Source organism: Mangrovimonas sp. YM274, from assembly GCF_030908385.1.
GTDB lineage: Bacteria > Bacteroidota > Bacteroidia > Flavobacteriales > Flavobacteriaceae > Mangrovimonas_A.
The window spans coordinates 1,322,501-1,338,423 of sequence record NZ_CP133091.1 but is presented as its reverse complement, the minus strand read 5'-3'; the positions used below and the strand labels follow the sequence as shown (position 1 = coordinate 1,338,423).

General features: G+C 40.0%; 14 protein-coding genes (1 of these 14 cut by a window edge). 6 read left to right on the top strand and 8 right to left on the bottom strand.

Going from position 1 to position 15,923, the window contains the following annotated elements; translation table 11 throughout:
- Window positions 1-181: 181 nt before the first annotated feature.
- Window positions 182-2,383 carry an ATP-dependent DNA helicase RecQ gene (locus RBH95_RS05880; protein WP_307901756.1) on the bottom strand — a complete coding sequence of 734 codons (2,202 nt, stop codon included), beginning with the start codon at window positions 2,381-2,383 and terminating at the stop codon, window positions 182-184.
- Between the two features lie 87 nt (window positions 2,384-2,470).
- On the opposite strand from RBH95_RS05880, the gene RBH95_RS05875 reads away from it, so the two are divergent.
- The 4 genes from RBH95_RS05875 (at window position 2,471) to lptB (ending at window position 5,459) form a co-directional block, all read left to right on the top strand.
- A complete protein-coding gene (locus RBH95_RS05875; protein ID WP_307901755.1) occupies window positions 2,471-3,436 on the top strand; it encodes an SIS domain-containing protein in 966 nt (321 codons plus the stop codon).
- The gene (gene tatC / locus RBH95_RS05870) at window positions 3,436-4,251 is read left to right on the top strand and encodes a twin-arginine translocase subunit TatC (RefSeq protein ID WP_307901754.1); all 816 of its coding nucleotides are present in this window, start codon (window positions 3,436-3,438) and stop codon (window positions 4,249-4,251) included. Before RBH95_RS05875 ends, tatC begins: the two co-directional genes overlap by 1 nt.
- 1 nt (window position 4,252) lies before the next feature.
- A complete protein-coding gene (locus RBH95_RS05865) occupies window positions 4,253-4,600 on the top strand; it encodes a carboxymuconolactone decarboxylase family protein (RefSeq protein WP_307901753.1) in 348 nt (115 codons plus the stop codon).
- A 118-nt stretch (window positions 4,601-4,718) separates the two neighbouring features.
- Window positions 4,719-5,459 carry an LPS export ABC transporter ATP-binding protein gene (gene lptB, locus RBH95_RS05860; RefSeq protein WP_307901752.1) on the top strand — a complete coding sequence of 247 codons (741 nt, stop codon included), beginning with the start codon at window positions 4,719-4,721 and terminating at the stop codon, window positions 5,457-5,459.
- 3 nt (window positions 5,460-5,462) lie between these two features.
- Here lptB and RBH95_RS05855 read toward each other — a convergent pair whose 3' ends face one another.
- Entirely contained in the window at window positions 5,463-6,341 is an 879-nt protein-coding gene (locus RBH95_RS05855) for a DUF808 domain-containing protein (RefSeq protein ID WP_307901751.1), read from the bottom strand.
- Between the two features lie 20 nt (window positions 6,342-6,361).
- The gene (locus RBH95_RS05850; protein WP_307901750.1) at window positions 6,362-7,102 is read right to left on the bottom strand and encodes a phosphatidylcholine/phosphatidylserine synthase; all 741 of its coding nucleotides are present in this window, start codon (window positions 7,100-7,102) and stop codon (window positions 6,362-6,364) included.
- A gap of 354 nt (window positions 7,103-7,456) precedes the next feature.
- Here RBH95_RS05850 and RBH95_RS05845 point away from each other — a divergent pair, with 354 nt between their 5' ends.
- Window positions 7,457-8,500 carry a PorV/PorQ family protein gene (locus RBH95_RS05845; RefSeq protein WP_374047826.1) on the top strand — a complete coding sequence of 348 codons (1,044 nt, stop codon included), beginning with the start codon at window positions 7,457-7,459 and terminating at the stop codon, window positions 8,498-8,500.
- A complete protein-coding gene (gene lnt / locus RBH95_RS05840) occupies window positions 8,500-10,083 on the top strand; it encodes an apolipoprotein N-acyltransferase (protein WP_307901748.1) in 1,584 nt (527 codons plus the stop codon). The genes RBH95_RS05845 and lnt overlap by 1 nt, the downstream gene beginning before the upstream one ends.
- A gap of 86 nt (window positions 10,084-10,169) precedes the next feature.
- Here lnt and RBH95_RS05835 read toward each other — a convergent pair whose 3' ends face one another.
- The 5 genes in view from RBH95_RS05835 to RBH95_RS05815 are tightly spaced (at most 56 nt apart) and all read right to left on the bottom strand, a layout consistent with a single transcriptional unit that may run on beyond the window.
- On the bottom strand, window positions 10,170-11,570 hold the full coding sequence (locus RBH95_RS05835; protein ID WP_307901747.1) for a sugar transferase: 1,401 nt from the start codon (window positions 11,568-11,570) through the stop codon (window positions 10,170-10,172).
- Window positions 11,571-11,626: 56 nt separating this feature from the next.
- Window positions 11,627-12,640, bottom strand: a complete 1,014-nt coding sequence (locus RBH95_RS05830) for a glycosyltransferase family 4 protein (protein ID WP_307901746.1) — start codon at window positions 12,638-12,640, stop codon at window positions 11,627-11,629.
- Window positions 12,591-13,961 (bottom strand): O-antigen ligase, encoded by a 1,371-nt coding sequence (locus RBH95_RS05825; protein ID WP_307901745.1) that lies wholly within the window; start codon window positions 13,959-13,961, stop codon window positions 12,591-12,593. The genes RBH95_RS05830 and RBH95_RS05825 overlap by 50 nt, the downstream gene beginning before the upstream one ends.
- Window positions 13,962-13,986: 25 nt before the next feature.
- On the bottom strand, window positions 13,987-15,123 hold the full coding sequence (locus RBH95_RS05820; RefSeq protein WP_307901744.1) for a glycosyltransferase: 1,137 nt from the start codon (window positions 15,121-15,123) through the stop codon (window positions 13,987-13,989).
- Window positions 15,124-15,174: 51 nt separating this feature from the next.
- Window positions 15,175-15,923, bottom strand: partial view of a glycosyltransferase family 4 protein gene (locus RBH95_RS05815; protein ID WP_307901743.1) — the 3' portion only. Its footprint extends 370 nt past the window's final position; only the last 749 of its 1,119 coding nucleotides appear in the window; the start codon falls outside the window, past its right edge; it ends in the stop codon at window positions 15,175-15,177.

Here is a 15,923-nt window from a genome sequence, read left to right as displayed (position 1 = left end):
ATCGTCATTGACCGCACCGAATCTTCGGCTTCAGAATGGAGTGAAACGAAATGAAGAATCCATTTACCTTTAATGGGATTTCTCCTTTAAGGGAATGACATAAATGCAACAAAAAGGGAGCTCTTAGCTCCCTTTTCTATTTACTTTTCACTATTCACTGTTTACTATTAAGGAACACTATTTAATTAGCTACCTCACTGATAAACTTAATACGATACAGTCGTAATTCCTCATCGTCGTAATCTCCATCAAACTCCTCGATGGCGTCGGAGATTTTATCGGTTTCAGAATCCATAAAGTACTCATGGATTTCCTCCTGCTGGTCTTCATCCAAAATTTCATCAATCCAATAGTCGATGTTCAGTTTCGTCCCCGAATACACAATGGCTTCCATCTCCTTGATAAACTCCCCCATATTCATGCCTTTGGAAGCCGCAATGTCATCCAATGGCAACTTTCTATCCACGTTTTGAATGATAAAAAGTTTTAAGGCTGAATTGGTTCCTGTACTTTTCACCACCATATCGTCAGGACGGATGATATCGTTTTCCTCCACATAACGGGCAATCAACTCGATAAAATCTTTCCCATATTTTTTAGCCTTTCCTTCTCCTACCCCATGAACATAGCTCAGCTCTTCAATAGTCATAGGATATTTAAGGGCCATATCCTCCAAAGAAGGATCTTGGAAAATCACAAAAGGCGGCACGCCCAATTTCTTTGCGTTGCGCTTACGCAAGTCCTTAAGCATTCCCATTAAATTGGCATCAGCAACAGCGGCACTCGATTTAGCCGTAGTTACAATGCTATCATCGGTAGTCTCATCAAACACATGGTCTTCAGTCATCATAAAGGAGATAGGGTCCTTTAAATACGCCTTCCCTTCTTTTGACAAACGCATTACCCCATAAGTTTCGATGTCTTTCTTTAAATATCCTGCCACCAACAACTGACGTATCAAAGCCATCCAATAGCGTTTATCGTGATGGCTACCAATTCCAAAAAAGGGCTGTTCATCCGTTTTATGCGAAGCAATCAAGGCATTGGAACGCCCTAACAAAACTTGAACTAAATCCTTGGCCTTATATTTTTCATTAGTTTTTTGAACCGTTTCCAAAATGGTCACCACATCATCTTGGGCTTCGTGTTGTTTCTTCGGATGGCGTACATTATCATCCATATCACCTCCCTCACCCGTGGCATTATCAAATTCTTCACCAAAATAATGTAGAATGAATTTACGGCGCGACACCGAACTTTCCGCAAAGGCAACGACCTCTTGCAATAGAGCGTGTCCAATTTCCTGTTCAGCCACCGGCTTTCCGGCCATGAACTTTTCTAGTTTTTCAATATCCTTATAGGCATAAAACGCCAAACAATGACCTTCGCCACCATCACGTCCTGCCCTACCAGTTTCCTGATAATAACTTTCAATACTTTTTGGCATGTCATGGTGGATCACAAAACGCACATCTGGTTTGTCAATCCCCATTCCAAAAGCAATGGTAGCCACAACCACATCCACATCTTCCATCAAGAACATGTCCTGGTGTTTTACCCTTGTCTTAGGATCAAGCCCCGCATGATACGGCACCGCTTTAATACCATTTACCTGAAGCACCTGGGCCAATTCTTCCACACGCTTTCTACTCAAACAATACACAATCCCCGATTTACCTTCGTTCTGTTTGATAAACCGAATGATATCCGCATCCACTTGTTTGGTCTTGGGGCGTACTTCATAATACAAGTTTGGACGATTAAAGGAAGCTTTAAATAAATTAGCATCCGTAATGTCTAAACTTTTCAGGATATCTTCCTGAACCTTTGGTGTAGCCGTAGCGGTCAACCCTATAATGGGAATATTTTCCCCAATACGTTTAATAATGTGCCTTAAATTACGGTATTCAGGTCTAAAGTCATGTCCCCACTCACTGATACAGTGGGCTTCATCTACCGCCATAAAGGAAATAGGTACCGAGCGTAAAAACTCTACGTTATCTTCCTTGGTCAACGACTCTGGCGCTACATATAATAATTTGGTAATACCGCTTGAAATATCCGATTTTACGCGGCGAACTTCTGTTTTGTTAAGTGATGAATTCAACACATGTGCGATGCCTTCATTATCCGAAATCCCCCTAATAGCGTCAACTTGGTTCTTCATTAACGCAATTAATGGCGATACAATAATAGCTGTTCCCTCCTTGATCAAAGCTGGAAGTTGATAGCATAACGACTTCCCGCCACCCGTAGGCATAATCACAAAGGTATTATGGCCATCAACAATACTTTGAATTACAGGCTCTTGCAACCCCTTGAATTTTGAAAACCCAAAGTACTGCTTAAGTGCTGAATGCAAGTCAATTTCTTTGATACTCATTAATCCCTATTAGTATTTTATATACATTTGCATTTGATTAAAGATATGAATTTCTTTAACCGCTTCAAACCATAAAATTAATAAATTTTGAACATAAAAAGCGACATCCTCAAAACGGCGAAAAGAACCATTGATTTAGAGCGGGATGCCATAGACAACCTAGGTAAATTGCTCAATGACGATTTTGCCGATGCTGTGTCTTTAATATATAACTCCAAAGGACGTGTTATTATTACCGGAATAGGAAAAAGTGCCATTATTGCCAATAAAATTGTAGCAACACTAAATTCTACCGGAACTCCGGCTGTATTTATGCATGCTGCCGATGCCATTCATGGTGATTTGGGTTTGATATTGGAAGATGATATTGTGATATGTATTTCCAAAAGTGGAAACACACCGGAGATTAAGGTTTTGGTGCCTCTTATTAAAAATGCCAAAAACAAAATGATCGCTATTACCGGTAATGAGAGTTCCTTTTTGGGCCAACAGGCGGATTACATTTTAAATGCCTATGTAGAACATGAAGCCTGCCCTAACAATTTGGCCCCTACTACCAGTACCACGGCCCAATTGGTTATTGGTGATGCCTTGGCCATCTGCTTGTTGGAACTTCGAGAATTTACTAGTAAGGACTTCGCCAAATACCACCCAGGAGGTGCTTTGGGCAAACGGTTGTACCTAAGAGTTAGTGATCTTTCCTCTTTAAACCAAAAGCCGCAAGTAACTCCAGATACCAATGTAAAAGAAGTCATCATTGAAATATCCGAAAAAATGTTGGGAGTTACTGCCGTGGTTGAAGACGACCAAATCATAGGAATCATTACCGACGGAGACTTGAGACGTATGCTATCCAAAAATGACTCATTTATACATCTTACAGCTAAGGACATTATGAGTCACAACCCTAAACACATCAAAGCCAACGCTATGGCGGTAGATGCTATGGAGCTTATGGAAGCCAATGGCATTTCCCAATTGTTAGTAGAAGAGCATGGCAAGTACGCCGGCGTGGTACATTTACATGACCTGATAAAAGAAGGAATTATCTAATGACAAAAAAGAATGTAAACGAAATGTCTTTCTTAGATCACTTAGAAGATTTAAGATGGCATTTAATACGGGCTACCTTGGCCATACTTTTGGGAGGTGTGGTCGCTTTTTTAATGAGCGACTTTATTTTTGACACCATCATTTTTGGACCTAAAAAAATGAGTTTCCCAACTTATAAATACCTCTGTCAAATTTCTCAATTTATTGGTATTGATACAACGTTTTGTGCAGAAGAGCTTCCCTTTAGAATTCAAAACCGTACCATGGGAGGACAGTTTTCTGCCCATATTTGGACCTCCATCTATGCTGGCCTCATCATAGCATTCCCATATGTGGTCTATCAACTATGGCATTTTATTAGCCCGGGATTACACCCTAGCGAAAGAAAACATTCCCGTGGTTTTATTGTCATTACCTCATTACTGTTCTTTTTAGGCGTGTTGTTTGGTTATTATGTGGTAACACCATTATCCATCAATTTCTTAGGAACCTATAACGTGAGTACAGAAATTTCCAATGAAATAGACATCAGCTCCTATGTGGCTTTGGTAAGATCCTCCTCCTTAGCCTCTGGTTTTGTATTTGAGTTGCCTATTATCATTTATTTTTTAACAAAAGTTGGTTTGGTAACGCCACAGTTCCTAAAAAAATATCGCAAGTTCGCCCTAGTTTTGGTGTTGATTCTTTCGGCTATCATTACGCCTCCAGACATTGCTAGTCAAGTTATTGTGGCCATCCCTATTTTGCTTCTTTACCAGGTTAGCATCTATATTTCGGCAATAGTTATTAAAAAACAAAAACGACAAACAAAGTAAAATGGCTGATTTAGTAAACGAGTTCAACGACTACAGAAGTAGGATGAACGATAAGATCTTGGCCGACAATAACAAGGTCATTAAACGCATTTTTAATCTAGACACCAATGCCTATGCAGAGGGGGCTTTAGATGTGAAAACCAAAGAACTTTTAGGCTTGGTAGCCTCGGCCGTGTTGCGCTGCGACGACTGCATAAAATACCATTTGCAAACGGCTTATCAAGAAGGTTTAAGTAAAGAAGAAGTCAGTGAAGCTTTAGGCATTGCCACTTTGGTTGGTGGTACGATTGTCATACCACATTTACGCCGCGCCTATGAATTTTGGGAAGCTCTGGAAAATCAGGAATAAAAATCCCCTTTTTTTAAAGTCATAGGCACCTCCTATGGCAGCACTTAGTGCGCCCATTGAGAATAAAATAAAAATTGTAAGTTTGCCGTTATAGCAACCATTACTCAAAATAAAATCTGTGAAGTTAAGAGCCGAACATTTAATGAAGTCCTATAGTGGACGTAAGGTCGTAAAAGATGTTTCCTTGGAAGTTAACCAAGGGGAAATTGTTGGATTATTAGGACCTAACGGTGCTGGTAAAACCACTTCCTTTTATATGATTGTTGGGCTTATCAAACCTAATGGAGGCTCCATTTATTTAGAAAATACTGAAATTACCCACTACCCTATGTACAAAAGAGCTCAAAATGGGATTGGATATTTGGCACAGGAAGCCTCTGTATTTCGCAAATTGAGTATTGAGGAAAACATCTTAAGCGTACTGCAATTGACCAAAATGAGCAAAAAGGAACAATTGCATAAAATGGAATCGCTTATTGAAGAATTCAGTTTGGGGCATATCCGTAAAAACCGTGGTGACCTGCTCTCTGGAGGGGAACGCCGCCGTACCGAAATTGCAAGAGCCTTGGCCACAAATCCTAATTTCATTCTATTGGATGAACCCTTTGCAGGGGTAGACCCAGTGGCTGTTGAAGACATTCAGCGTATTGTGGCCCAATTAACCAAAAAGAATATTGGAATCCTTATTACAGACCATAACGTACAGGAAACTTTAGCCATTACAGACCGCACCTATTTAATGTTTGAAGGAAGCATACTTAAAGCTGGAGAACCAGAAGAATTAGCCGCCGATGAAATGGTACGTAAAGTATACTTAGGGCAGAACTTCGAGCTGCGTAAAAAGAAATTGGAATTCTAATTTCTATTTTTTCTTAAACAAGCGTTTAAATAGTAGCACTAGCAAAAGGACTAAGGCCCCAATACTAAGCCCAAATAAAAATTCACGGATCAGACTTGGCCAAGATGCCAACACATGATGCTCATGGAACCAGTCGATGTTATGGGCAAAAATCCCTCCAGACACCAATAATAGCGCTAAAGTTCCAACAAAGGAAAGGCCCTTAACTACAAGCGGCAAGGCCTTTACCAAACCACGCCCCATATGATAGGTCATATTGGTTTCTCCTTCACTCAAGGAAATCAATTTCAAACCAAAATCATCCATTCTCACAATCAAGGCCACAATACCGTACACCCCAACGGTAGCAATGATGGCCACCACCGAAACCACAGCAATTTGCACCATCAATTCAGATTCCATTACATTGCCTAAAGCAATAATCACAATTTCAATAGACAATATAAAGTCTGTTAATATGGCTGATTTTACTTTTTTCTGTTCCTGAGCCAAGATTTCAGCAGGAGATTTAGATACAGCCTCATGAGATTCTTCATTATGAGGGGCATGGGGTACAAAAAATTCATAAACCTTTTCAGCTCCTTCATAGGCCAAATACAAGCCTCCTAAAATCAAAATAACCGTAATAGCCACGGGCACAAAAGCACTAAGCAAAAAGGCTATGGGTAAAATAATGACTTTATTCAAAAAAGAACCCTTCATTATAGCCCACAACACGGGTAACTCCCTAGAGGACACAAAACCCGAAGCCTTTTCGGCATTTACAGCTAAGTCATCCCCTAAAATTCCAGCAGTTTTTTTGGTGGTGATTTTACTCATGACCACCACATCATCCATTAGGGCAGAAATATCATCTAATAAGGCAAAGAAACCTGAGGCCATACATTTAAGTCTTTAGAAATTTAAGCGTTTTTAGCGAACAACGATAATAGGATATAAAGAGCAATTACAATAGGAATTGCCACAAACTGAAGCAATAGCAATAATACCAAGCTTACCAACAAAAATCCATAGCGCACCTTGTTGGCTTGAAAGCTCCAATCTTTGGTTTTCAGGGCAAACAATCTAATACTGGCATTGAGCATAGAACAGCTAAAAATGGTAAATAGGATTAAAAACCATGGATTTAGTATAAATTGACTAAGCCAAGTGGTGCTTTGATATTCCAATATCAAAGGCAAAGACAACACTAGCAAAGCATTGGCTGGGGTTGGTAAACCTTTAAAAGCGGTTTGTTGTTCGGTATCAATATTGAATTTTGCCAACCTGTAAGCCGACGCCAATGTTATCAATAGCCCAACCAAAGCTAAAGGCTTAAAAGCCCCACCATTAAAATCGGCTATGGCATTCCACTCTTTTAAGGGTTCTGTTGCTAAGGCCATGGTCAATAATTTAAACATCACTAGCCCTGGAACCAATCCGCTGGTTACCATATCGGCCAAGGAATCTAACTGAAGCCCCAATTCACTGGGCACCCCTAGTTTTCGGGCGAGGAATCCATCAAAAAAATCGAAGAAAATCCCCAAAAACACACAAAAGGCTCCTGCCACAAAATTGCCATGCACTACAAAAAGTACGGCTATACAGCCACTAAACAAATTTAATAAAGTAAATAAATTGGGAATATGCCGCTTGATGCTCATAGGTTCGTTTTGTGTAAAAATAGTAACAATTTTGAAATGTTTATGAGTAAAAACTCGTTGTCCTCAGGTATTTTCTCAATTCCCATATAAATGTCATCAGGATACAATAATTAAATAGCATTATATCAACATTATAAAATCATATCATTATCAAAAATCAATCCCATTGGTAGAATCGCAGTCTGTATTCTTTTCTACGCCTTAACGCCATGAGAAACGCTTACCGATAAAAAAGAATCTTGGTCATGACATTACACACAATAAGTGAAGACATTTGTTGTTTAATAGATTAAAAATAATGTGCATCTTTGTAAAAATTTTTTGCTATTGAAAAAATATGTAGGGCTTCTTTTTATGTTGGTTTCCTTAGGAACCCTCGGGCAAACCGCTAGAAAATACTCTAATGAATTTATGAATATTGGAGTCGATGCTGCAGCGCTAGGAATGAGCAATGCCGTGGTATCCCTAACCTCCGATGTGAATTCTGGCTATTGGAATCCAGCAGGACTAACGGCTATAGAAGATAACCAATTGGCTTTGATGCACTCTAGTTATTTTGCCAATATTGCCAATTATAATTATATGGCCTTTGCCATGCCTTTGGACACCGAAAGTGCTTTGGGAATTTCATTGATCCGCTTTGGAGTGGATGATATTTTGGATACCACCCAACTTATAGATGATCAGGGCAACATTAATTATGATCGTATTAAACGCTTTTCAACGGCCGATTATGGTTTGACATTTTCCTATGCCAGAAACCTTAAACTTCAAGGCTTTAGTTATGGTATCAATGCTAAAGTCATAAGGCGTATCATTGGGGACTTTGCATCCTCTTGGGGCTTTGGTCTGGATGCCGGTTTACAATTTCAAACTGATAACGATTGGAAGTTTGGGATTATGGCGCGAGATATTACAACCACCTATAACGCTTGGGCTATCGATGAGGATAAGTTTAATTATATTAGCGATGCCGTTGAAGGCCAAAACCAAAGCCTTCCTGAAACTACCGAAATTACCATACCAAAACTACAAGTTGGACTTTCCAAAAAGTTTATTTTCCATTATGATTATTCCTTGGTAACGGCTTTGGATTTAAACGTACGTTTTGCCGAAAACAATGATATCATATCCACTTCCTTTGCAAGCATCAATCCTGCCTTTGGCTTTGAATTTGGCTATACCAATTTGGTGTTCTTAAGAGGGGGACTAGGTAATTTTCAAAATGAAACTCAGTTTGACGATTCTCAAACCACGACCTTTCAACCCAATTTTGGGGTAGGATTTAAATACCGTGGTATTCAAATAGATTATGCCTTTACAGATATAGGCGACCAAAGTGCCGCCCTATACTCCAATGTCTTTTCTCTAAAACTCGATTTTAGTATCTTTAGATAGTGCAAAAACCAATTCTAGCCATAAGCTCCGGACTATTGCTGGCCCTCTCATGGCCAACCTATGGTATGCCGTTGCTTCTATTTGTGGCTTTTATACCGCTTTTGGTTTTAGAACATCAGTTACGGCACTCCGCTTCAAAAGGAAAGCGCTTAAAACTTATGGGCTATGCCTATATAGGCTTTGTTATTTGGAATTTTATTACTACCAATTGGTTGCGTTTTGCGGATGTATTTGGAGCCAGTTTTGCCATTTTGGTCAACTCCTTATTAATGACTTTTGTCATCCTGCTCTACCACACAATTGCCAAGCGCAGTTCCCAAAACAAAGCACTATTGTTTTTGGTTACTTTATGGATCTGTTTTGAAAAACTGCATTTGGGTTGGGAATTCTCCTGGCCTTGGTTAAATCTAGGAAATGCCTTTTCCGAACATCCCACATGGATCCAATGGTATGAATATACAGGAACTTTTGGAGGCACCCTTTGGGTATGGCTAGGCAACATCATAGGCTTTAAAGCCTATTTAGCCTTTAAAGAAAAAGGGAGAATAGCTCTCAAAAAGCCTTTAATTGGTCTCGGAGTACTATTGCTTTCTCCCATCACAATATCCTTAGTACGCTACCATACGTTTTCACATGAAGGGACTCAGGTAGAGGTAATGGCACTCCAACCCAATATCGATCCCTACAGTGAAAAATACCATACATCAAATGACAGTATTGCCCAAATGCTTTTAAGGTTAACGGACCAAACCATTACCGACAACACAACCTTGATATTGGCACCTGAAACCGTTTTTGCAGATAATGTACGCCTAAAACAATTTCCCAATGCGCGTTTTAAATCCTTTATGGAAGGCTATATAAAAAGGCACCCTCAGGTCAATTTCTTAACAGGTATTTCCTTCATAGATGTGTTTGGCAATCCTAAAAAGGTCCGTTCAGAAACTAACCAACTCAGGGATGACCTTTGGTACGATGATTATAATTCGGCCATCATGCTCAATGCATCAGACAGTGTACAATTCTACAATAAATCAAAATTGGTAGTAGGTATTGAAAACTTTCCGTATCAGGAAATCCTAAAACCTTTAATCGGAGATGTCATGATTGATTTGGGAGGTACCGTAGCCATGAAAACCACTCAAAAGGAACGTTCGGTATTCACCACTTCAGATGGAACCACCAAAGCGGCCCCCATCATTTGCTACGAATCGGTCTATGGTGAATTTGTCACAGGCTATGTTCGAAATGGAGCCAACCTCTTGGCCATTATCACCAACGATGCCTGGTGGGGAGAAACACAAGGACATAAGCAGCATTTAAGCTATGCCCGACTTCGGGCCATCGAAACGCGACGTCCGGTGGTGCGCAGTGCCAATACAGGGATTTCGGCCATTATTAATGCGAAGGGAGATATTATGGAAACCTTGGCATATAATACACAAGGCGCACTCACTGGTACCATTACCACAAACGAAACACAAACCTTTTACACCAAAGCTGGCGATTTTATTGCACGTATCAGTTTGTTTGTGATGATTGGATTGTTTTTGATCACTATGTTCAGAAGACCTAGAATATAGTTGGATACTATATGGAATAAAAGCCTTTAAGGAATGTAGCATTTCTTTATCGTCCCACTCACTACTCACTACTCACTACTCACTACCTATTGTCCCCTATAATACACAATGGCACTTAAGGTTTTAAGAACAATACTAAAATCCAAAAAGAAACTACGGTGTTTGATATAATACAAGTCATACTGAAGTTTCGTTAAGCTATCATCAATAGTCGCTCCATACCGGTAATTGATTTGCGCCCATCCGGTAAGTCCGGGTCGTATCACATGCCTAGTTTCATAAAAAGGTATCACCTGGGAAAGTTCATTGACAAAATAGGGACGTTCTGGTCGTGGACCAATAATACTCATATCCCCTTTTAATACGTTAAAAAACTGAGGAATCTCATCTAAACGAGACCGTCTTAAGAAACGACCAAAGCTGGTGATACGGGTATCGTTGCGCTCAGCCCACTTGGCGCCACAATGGCGTTCGGCATCCACAACCATACTTCGCAATTTAAGGATATGGAAGGGCTGTCCATTTTTTCCAACCCGTTCTTGTTTGTAGAATAAAGGCCCCCTGTTGGCCACTGCATTACCCAATAAAATAAATGGAAGAAAGCAAGATCCAACCAACAACCCTAAAAAAGAAAACACCAAATCGAAAGTTCTATGAAAAAAAAGGTACAAGGCATTTTGGTTACTACGGCTAAAAGGAAAATACTTATAGAAGTCCTTACCAATAAATTGAATGGGCACCCTTTGGGTTACCTCTTCATACACTTGGGTATACTCTCTAATGGTAAAACCACGCTCCAAAAGCATCATCAAATCATGATAAATTTCCGGCATAATGGTCTCGGCATTAAAACTAGCTACCAATACCTCAGAGACACGTTCCTCTACAATTACAGAAATCAACTCCTCGGGATGGTATTCTTTTAAACCCTTGAACTTTAAAGGGGCATCTGCCACCGCTTCACAATTGATAAAACCGATGATATGGTAATTAGGATCGGAATCCCTCAAAGGCTTTATGATATTTTCCATATTGGAAATTTCTCCAACCAACAAAACCTTCTTATAAAACCTTGGAGAAGCTATAAAAGCCGTATACGCAAGCCGCCATAGAAAAATGCCCACAATTAGGGCTATATAAAAATAGACTATCTGTAAACGCTTTTCGGGTAAAAATGGCGTAAAGAAAGGAGTCAAAAGATAAAAAAGCACCACTGTGGAAGAGGTCAATACAACATTTCGGAAGGTAGTATCCAACTTGCTGGATTTATGCAAATCGTATATTTCAAAAACGGTTCCAAACACCATGATATACAAGCCTAACACTACCAAGGCAACGGTATGTTCTTGGTCAATGGTAAGATACTTAAAACCAAAACCATATTCCAACACACAAAGTCCCAATAGGACCATCCCTAAATCCATTAAGCGCAACAATACCTTACGCTCTGAAATCTCAAAATGTATATCCTTGGTTGGCCCCCCCATAGCGTTAGTTGGAATTTTGTGGTAAATATATAAAGATATTTCTCAGAACAAAGGGCTTAGGGTTGTAATACGGCATTCCACCGTTGTTTGACCATTTCCCAGTCAAATTCTGCCACCACAGTCCGGGCATTTCTTACCAAATCTTCTCGAAGTGTACTATGCCCATAAACCTGTTCTATAGCTCCTACCATAGCATAAACATCGTTTGGCGGCACCAACAAACCACTTACACCATGGTTAATGAGATAAGGCATCCCGCCAACATCAGTACTAACAATAGGGAGTCCTAAGGCCATGGCCTCAATCACACTCACTGGAGTATTGTCAAAATTAGTAGTATTGATAAATACATTGTACTCCTTGGCCAATTGCGTCCATTCCATCTTAGTCAGTTTCCCTGTAAACCGGACATCCAAATTCAAATCTTTGGCTAACAACTTTACGGACTCTAAACTGCCGTCACTATCAGGTCCTACCATACAGAGCGATGCATCATAGCCCTTTTGCTTTAGCCGTTTCAAGACGTTTACCGCCAATTGCGGATTGTAAATTTTTGAAAAGGAACGCACCCATAACAAACGAATAGTATCATACCGGCGCTTTGATACCGGATACTCCTCTAGCTTAATACTATTCGGAATATGAACCACATTGTCATAACCCTGCTTTGCAAAGGCATCTTGTAAATATGAGGAAGGAGATACATTATAATGTGCATTTTTAAAGATCATGGCACATAATTTTGGATTACGTGCTAAACGTGCTGGTAAATTCCCTCCATTTAAACTAGGTATATATGGCAATTGCAAAACCCGACATAGCTGACTTACCAACAAAGCATAATAAAAATTATGGGTGCTGTAGGTGTCAATAAGAACCACATCCATACGCTTGGCAAGACGCCCACATTGCCATAACATATCTAATAAACGAAATAATTTGTTATTATAGGAGGATGCATAACGTAGGGTATACCCTTCCTCTTCCAAAAGTTTACCCAAAACATGAATAGAGGACAGATTAGTATGTCGATTGCTTAAGTTGTTTCCTATGTAAAGGACGTTTCTCATATGTCACATTTAAAAGACTAAGGGCATAGATAAAGGATGGAGCAGCTATGCGCATCCCAGAATGATTGATGGTAGCAAACCAAAAGCACAAAAAAGCCCAAAAAAACAAATTCCTTGAATTTTTGCCTCGATAGGCTAATGGGGTAAAACTCAATATCATTAATATAATAATCCCCAAAAAACCATGCTCCGCTAGGAGTCGTCCCACTTCATTATGGGAAGGCAAATGATGACCGCTTTCTTCCACACGTTTATTTTTGGTTCTACTGGCTCCAATCCCCAAAAAAGGGCTCTCCAAAAAACCATCCACTTCTTCCATAAATAAATCTAAACGCCCTGTTGAAATATCACCTTTCTCACGCCCCAAAGCGTCCTGATTTGCATAACGCTTATCAATGAGCCCATAAGTTTGCACCGAACTAATCATCCAAGTAATACCAATCCCAACTACTAAAAGAACAAAAGAACCCAAAATTTGATTTTTTTGTTTCAGTGAAGACCTAAAGAATAAGGTCCATAAAAAAGCGCCAACCACAATAATAGCGGCAAAAATCCCACCTCGACTAAAGGTCACAATAGCTCTAAAACTCATGGCGCTCAGCAACCCAATATTTAAGAACTTTAATAAAAGATTAGGGGATTGTAAAAATAAACGCACCACTAAAATACTCATGCCCAAGCCTAAAACGGTAGCCACCTGATTGGGACCAAATCCCCCTGAGCTGGCAGCATTGGAAGCGGTCCCTGATAGCGTATCCTTAATACTTGGGTTATATAAAAACAGATAGGTTGTAGTAGTGACCAAGGGTAATAACATATAAAGTAACATATCCAGTATCTGTTTATGGGATACCTTCCTATCGTAACAGAATAAAGCAGCAATGCCCAAACAAACTGGGCCACTTAACACAAAAGCTACATTGGTACGAAAATTTGCATTAAACGTTAAGGTTATGGAAGCTACAACAATAGCGGGCACCAATAAAATCAAATACATAAAATAAGGGTAGCCTTTTCCTGAAATACCTTTATAAAACATGCCCATAACAGTAAAAACAATCACTAAATATTTAGAAGCTTCATAGGACAGTCCTCCTTTAGTCATTCTAAAAAACACTTCCGCACCAACAAAATAGGAACAGGCCAAAAACACATTTACAGTGGTATCCTTTTTTGGGCCCATAATAATTTGCCAAGTCAGATAGCATAAGGCACCAATAAAATACACCTTAGAGATAGGCTCAAACAAAAACACCAATACACCCATTCCCATATGGATCAGGATCTGCGTGATATATTTGGATTGGCTATTCGGTTGCACGGTTGTCTTTAAGTCTTAAAAATAGCTATTTTATAAATCCTGCCGAAATTGAACGAATTCGATCATTATAATATTTAAAGGAAAAAGGACCTACCTGTTCATGGCATTCGGAAACATAGTCAAGATAAGTTTCTGAACTAAGAGACATCATATCCTTAAGCGCGCTATGAAGAGAAGCCATTTCAACGTTCTCCAAAATCCATCCATGTTTTTGGTCTTCCACATATTGGGTGATGGCCGAAACTTGAGATACCATGGGTATACACCCAAAATTCATAGCTTCAGCAATTACTTTAGGAAACCCTTCAGATGCGGTCGTAGGCATTAAAAATACATCACTCTCCTTATATATGCCGAAAACCTCCTTTCGGCTCAAAGCGCCGTGAAATAGTATAGGAATTTCGCAATCATTTGCTTGCAACCTATATGCATCCAAAGACTTACCTTCTCCAACCAAATGCACACATGCTATCCGTGATCGATAGTTGGGTTCTAAAGTTTTTAAAGCCTCAAGGATACGTCCAACGCCTTTAGCGTCTTCAATTCGTCCTACATAACAAAAAGTCCAACGTCTTGGTATGCTCCGATTACCACTCCATAAAAGTCCCTCCTTCAATTCCTCTTGTGTCAAACACGGGTTTTCAAAGCTTAAACAATGCTTTGGTTGTTTCGGCCAATGACCGTTAACCGTTACTGTCCTCGTCTGTTGTTTGAGCCACCAACGCTGCCATCGATACCCCAACGGTGGTTTGTCTTGATTCCAGTTTCCTGCATATTTAAACCAACCAGGTTTTTGGCGATACCAACTTAGGAAAGGCAAAACATATACACCAATACCCGTAGGTGCCCGAAACTGGAAACAATCTACCTGTTTGAGTGTTTGCCGTATGATAGCCAATGTTTTTGGGGCTTGCCATAAGATGCTCAATTTAGCTCCAAGCCCGTAGCCTCCTACCGTTGGTATGGGTACAAAATGGATCTTGTAGGGCTCATAAGGCAACGCACTCTTAGGAGCGCTCCCATCGTGCCACATAGCCACATGCCAAATTTCTTCAAAAACTTCTAATAAATGATTGAGTTCTGTTACCGTAGGTCCCCAACCAACAATACGGCCGTCGTCTGCTGTATAATGTTCAGTATGCGAAATAATAGCTAGTTTCAATACGCTCTTAATATTTTCATGATTACCCTGTTAAAAATAGTCTCAACATCATCATGTCTTATTCCCAATTTCCCGTTCTATAACACTAATATAGCGTTCCACAATCATGTTCCAGTCATGTTTTAGGGCCCAACCTTTGGCTGCTTTTGAATAGGCATCATAATCCCCTAACACCCGTTGCAAAGCTTGCGACAAACCCTCCATATCCCCCAGCGTCACCAATTCCCCTGTACGCCCAGAAACAATGGCATCGGAAATCCCACATTCTTTTGTACCTATAGCGGGAATTCCTAGGACATTGGCCTCTAAAATGGCGATTCCAAAGCCCTCAACATCCCCACTTTGGGTCATGCCGCTTAACATTACAAATACATTTGATGTTTTGAGCATCCCCTGTAGTTCCTCTTCAGACACCCTTCCATGAAAACTAACATGCTCCAAAACTCCCAAGGCTTTTGCTTCCTGTTCAAATGGTTCCTGCGCGGTTGCCAATCCAACACAGTGATAATGTAAATTAGGAAACGATGCCAACAACCTAGGCAAAGCCCGTATCACATGTAACTGTCCTTTCCGTTCAGAAACATGTCCCACGGTTATAAGTTTTGGACTTCCCTTAAACTCTTTAACTTTGCTAGCTTCACGTCCCCAAGCCTTTTCAATCCCATTAGGAATTACAGTGGTTCGCCGCTGTAAATACCCAGGTAGCAATCTCTTTGTAAATTTCGACACTGAAATTATTTGTCCCATAAAACCCAAAGACTTCTGAATAGAATATCGTAAAAGGGGATTCTTAAAATTGA

Coding starts and splice junctions, on each gene's coding strand:
- RBH95_RS05880 (WP_307901756.1), bottom strand. CDS start 2,383: ATGAGTATCAAAGAAATTGACTTGCATTCAGCACTTAAGCAGTACTTT.
- tatC (WP_307901754.1), top strand. CDS start 3,436: ATGACAAAAAAGAATGTAAACGAAATGTCTTTCTTAGATCACTTAGAA.
- RBH95_RS05865 (WP_307901753.1), top strand. CDS start 4,253: ATGGCTGATTTAGTAAACGAGTTCAACGACTACAGAAGTAGGATGAAC.
- RBH95_RS05855 (WP_307901751.1), bottom strand. CDS start 6,341: ATGGCCTCAGGTTTCTTTGCCTTATTAGATGATATTTCTGCCCTAATG.
- RBH95_RS05850 (WP_307901750.1), bottom strand. CDS start 7,102: ATGAGCATCAAGCGGCATATTCCCAATTTATTTACTTTATTAAATTTG.
- RBH95_RS05845 (WP_374047826.1), top strand. CDS start 7,457: ATGTTGGTTTCCTTAGGAACCCTCGGGCAAACCGCTAGAAAATACTCT.
- RBH95_RS05835 (WP_307901747.1), bottom strand. CDS start 11,570: ATGGGGGGGCCAACCAAGGATATACATTTTGAGATTTCAGAGCGTAAG.
- RBH95_RS05830 (WP_307901746.1), bottom strand. CDS start 12,640: ATGAGAAACGTCCTTTACATAGGAAACAACTTAAGCAATCGACATACT.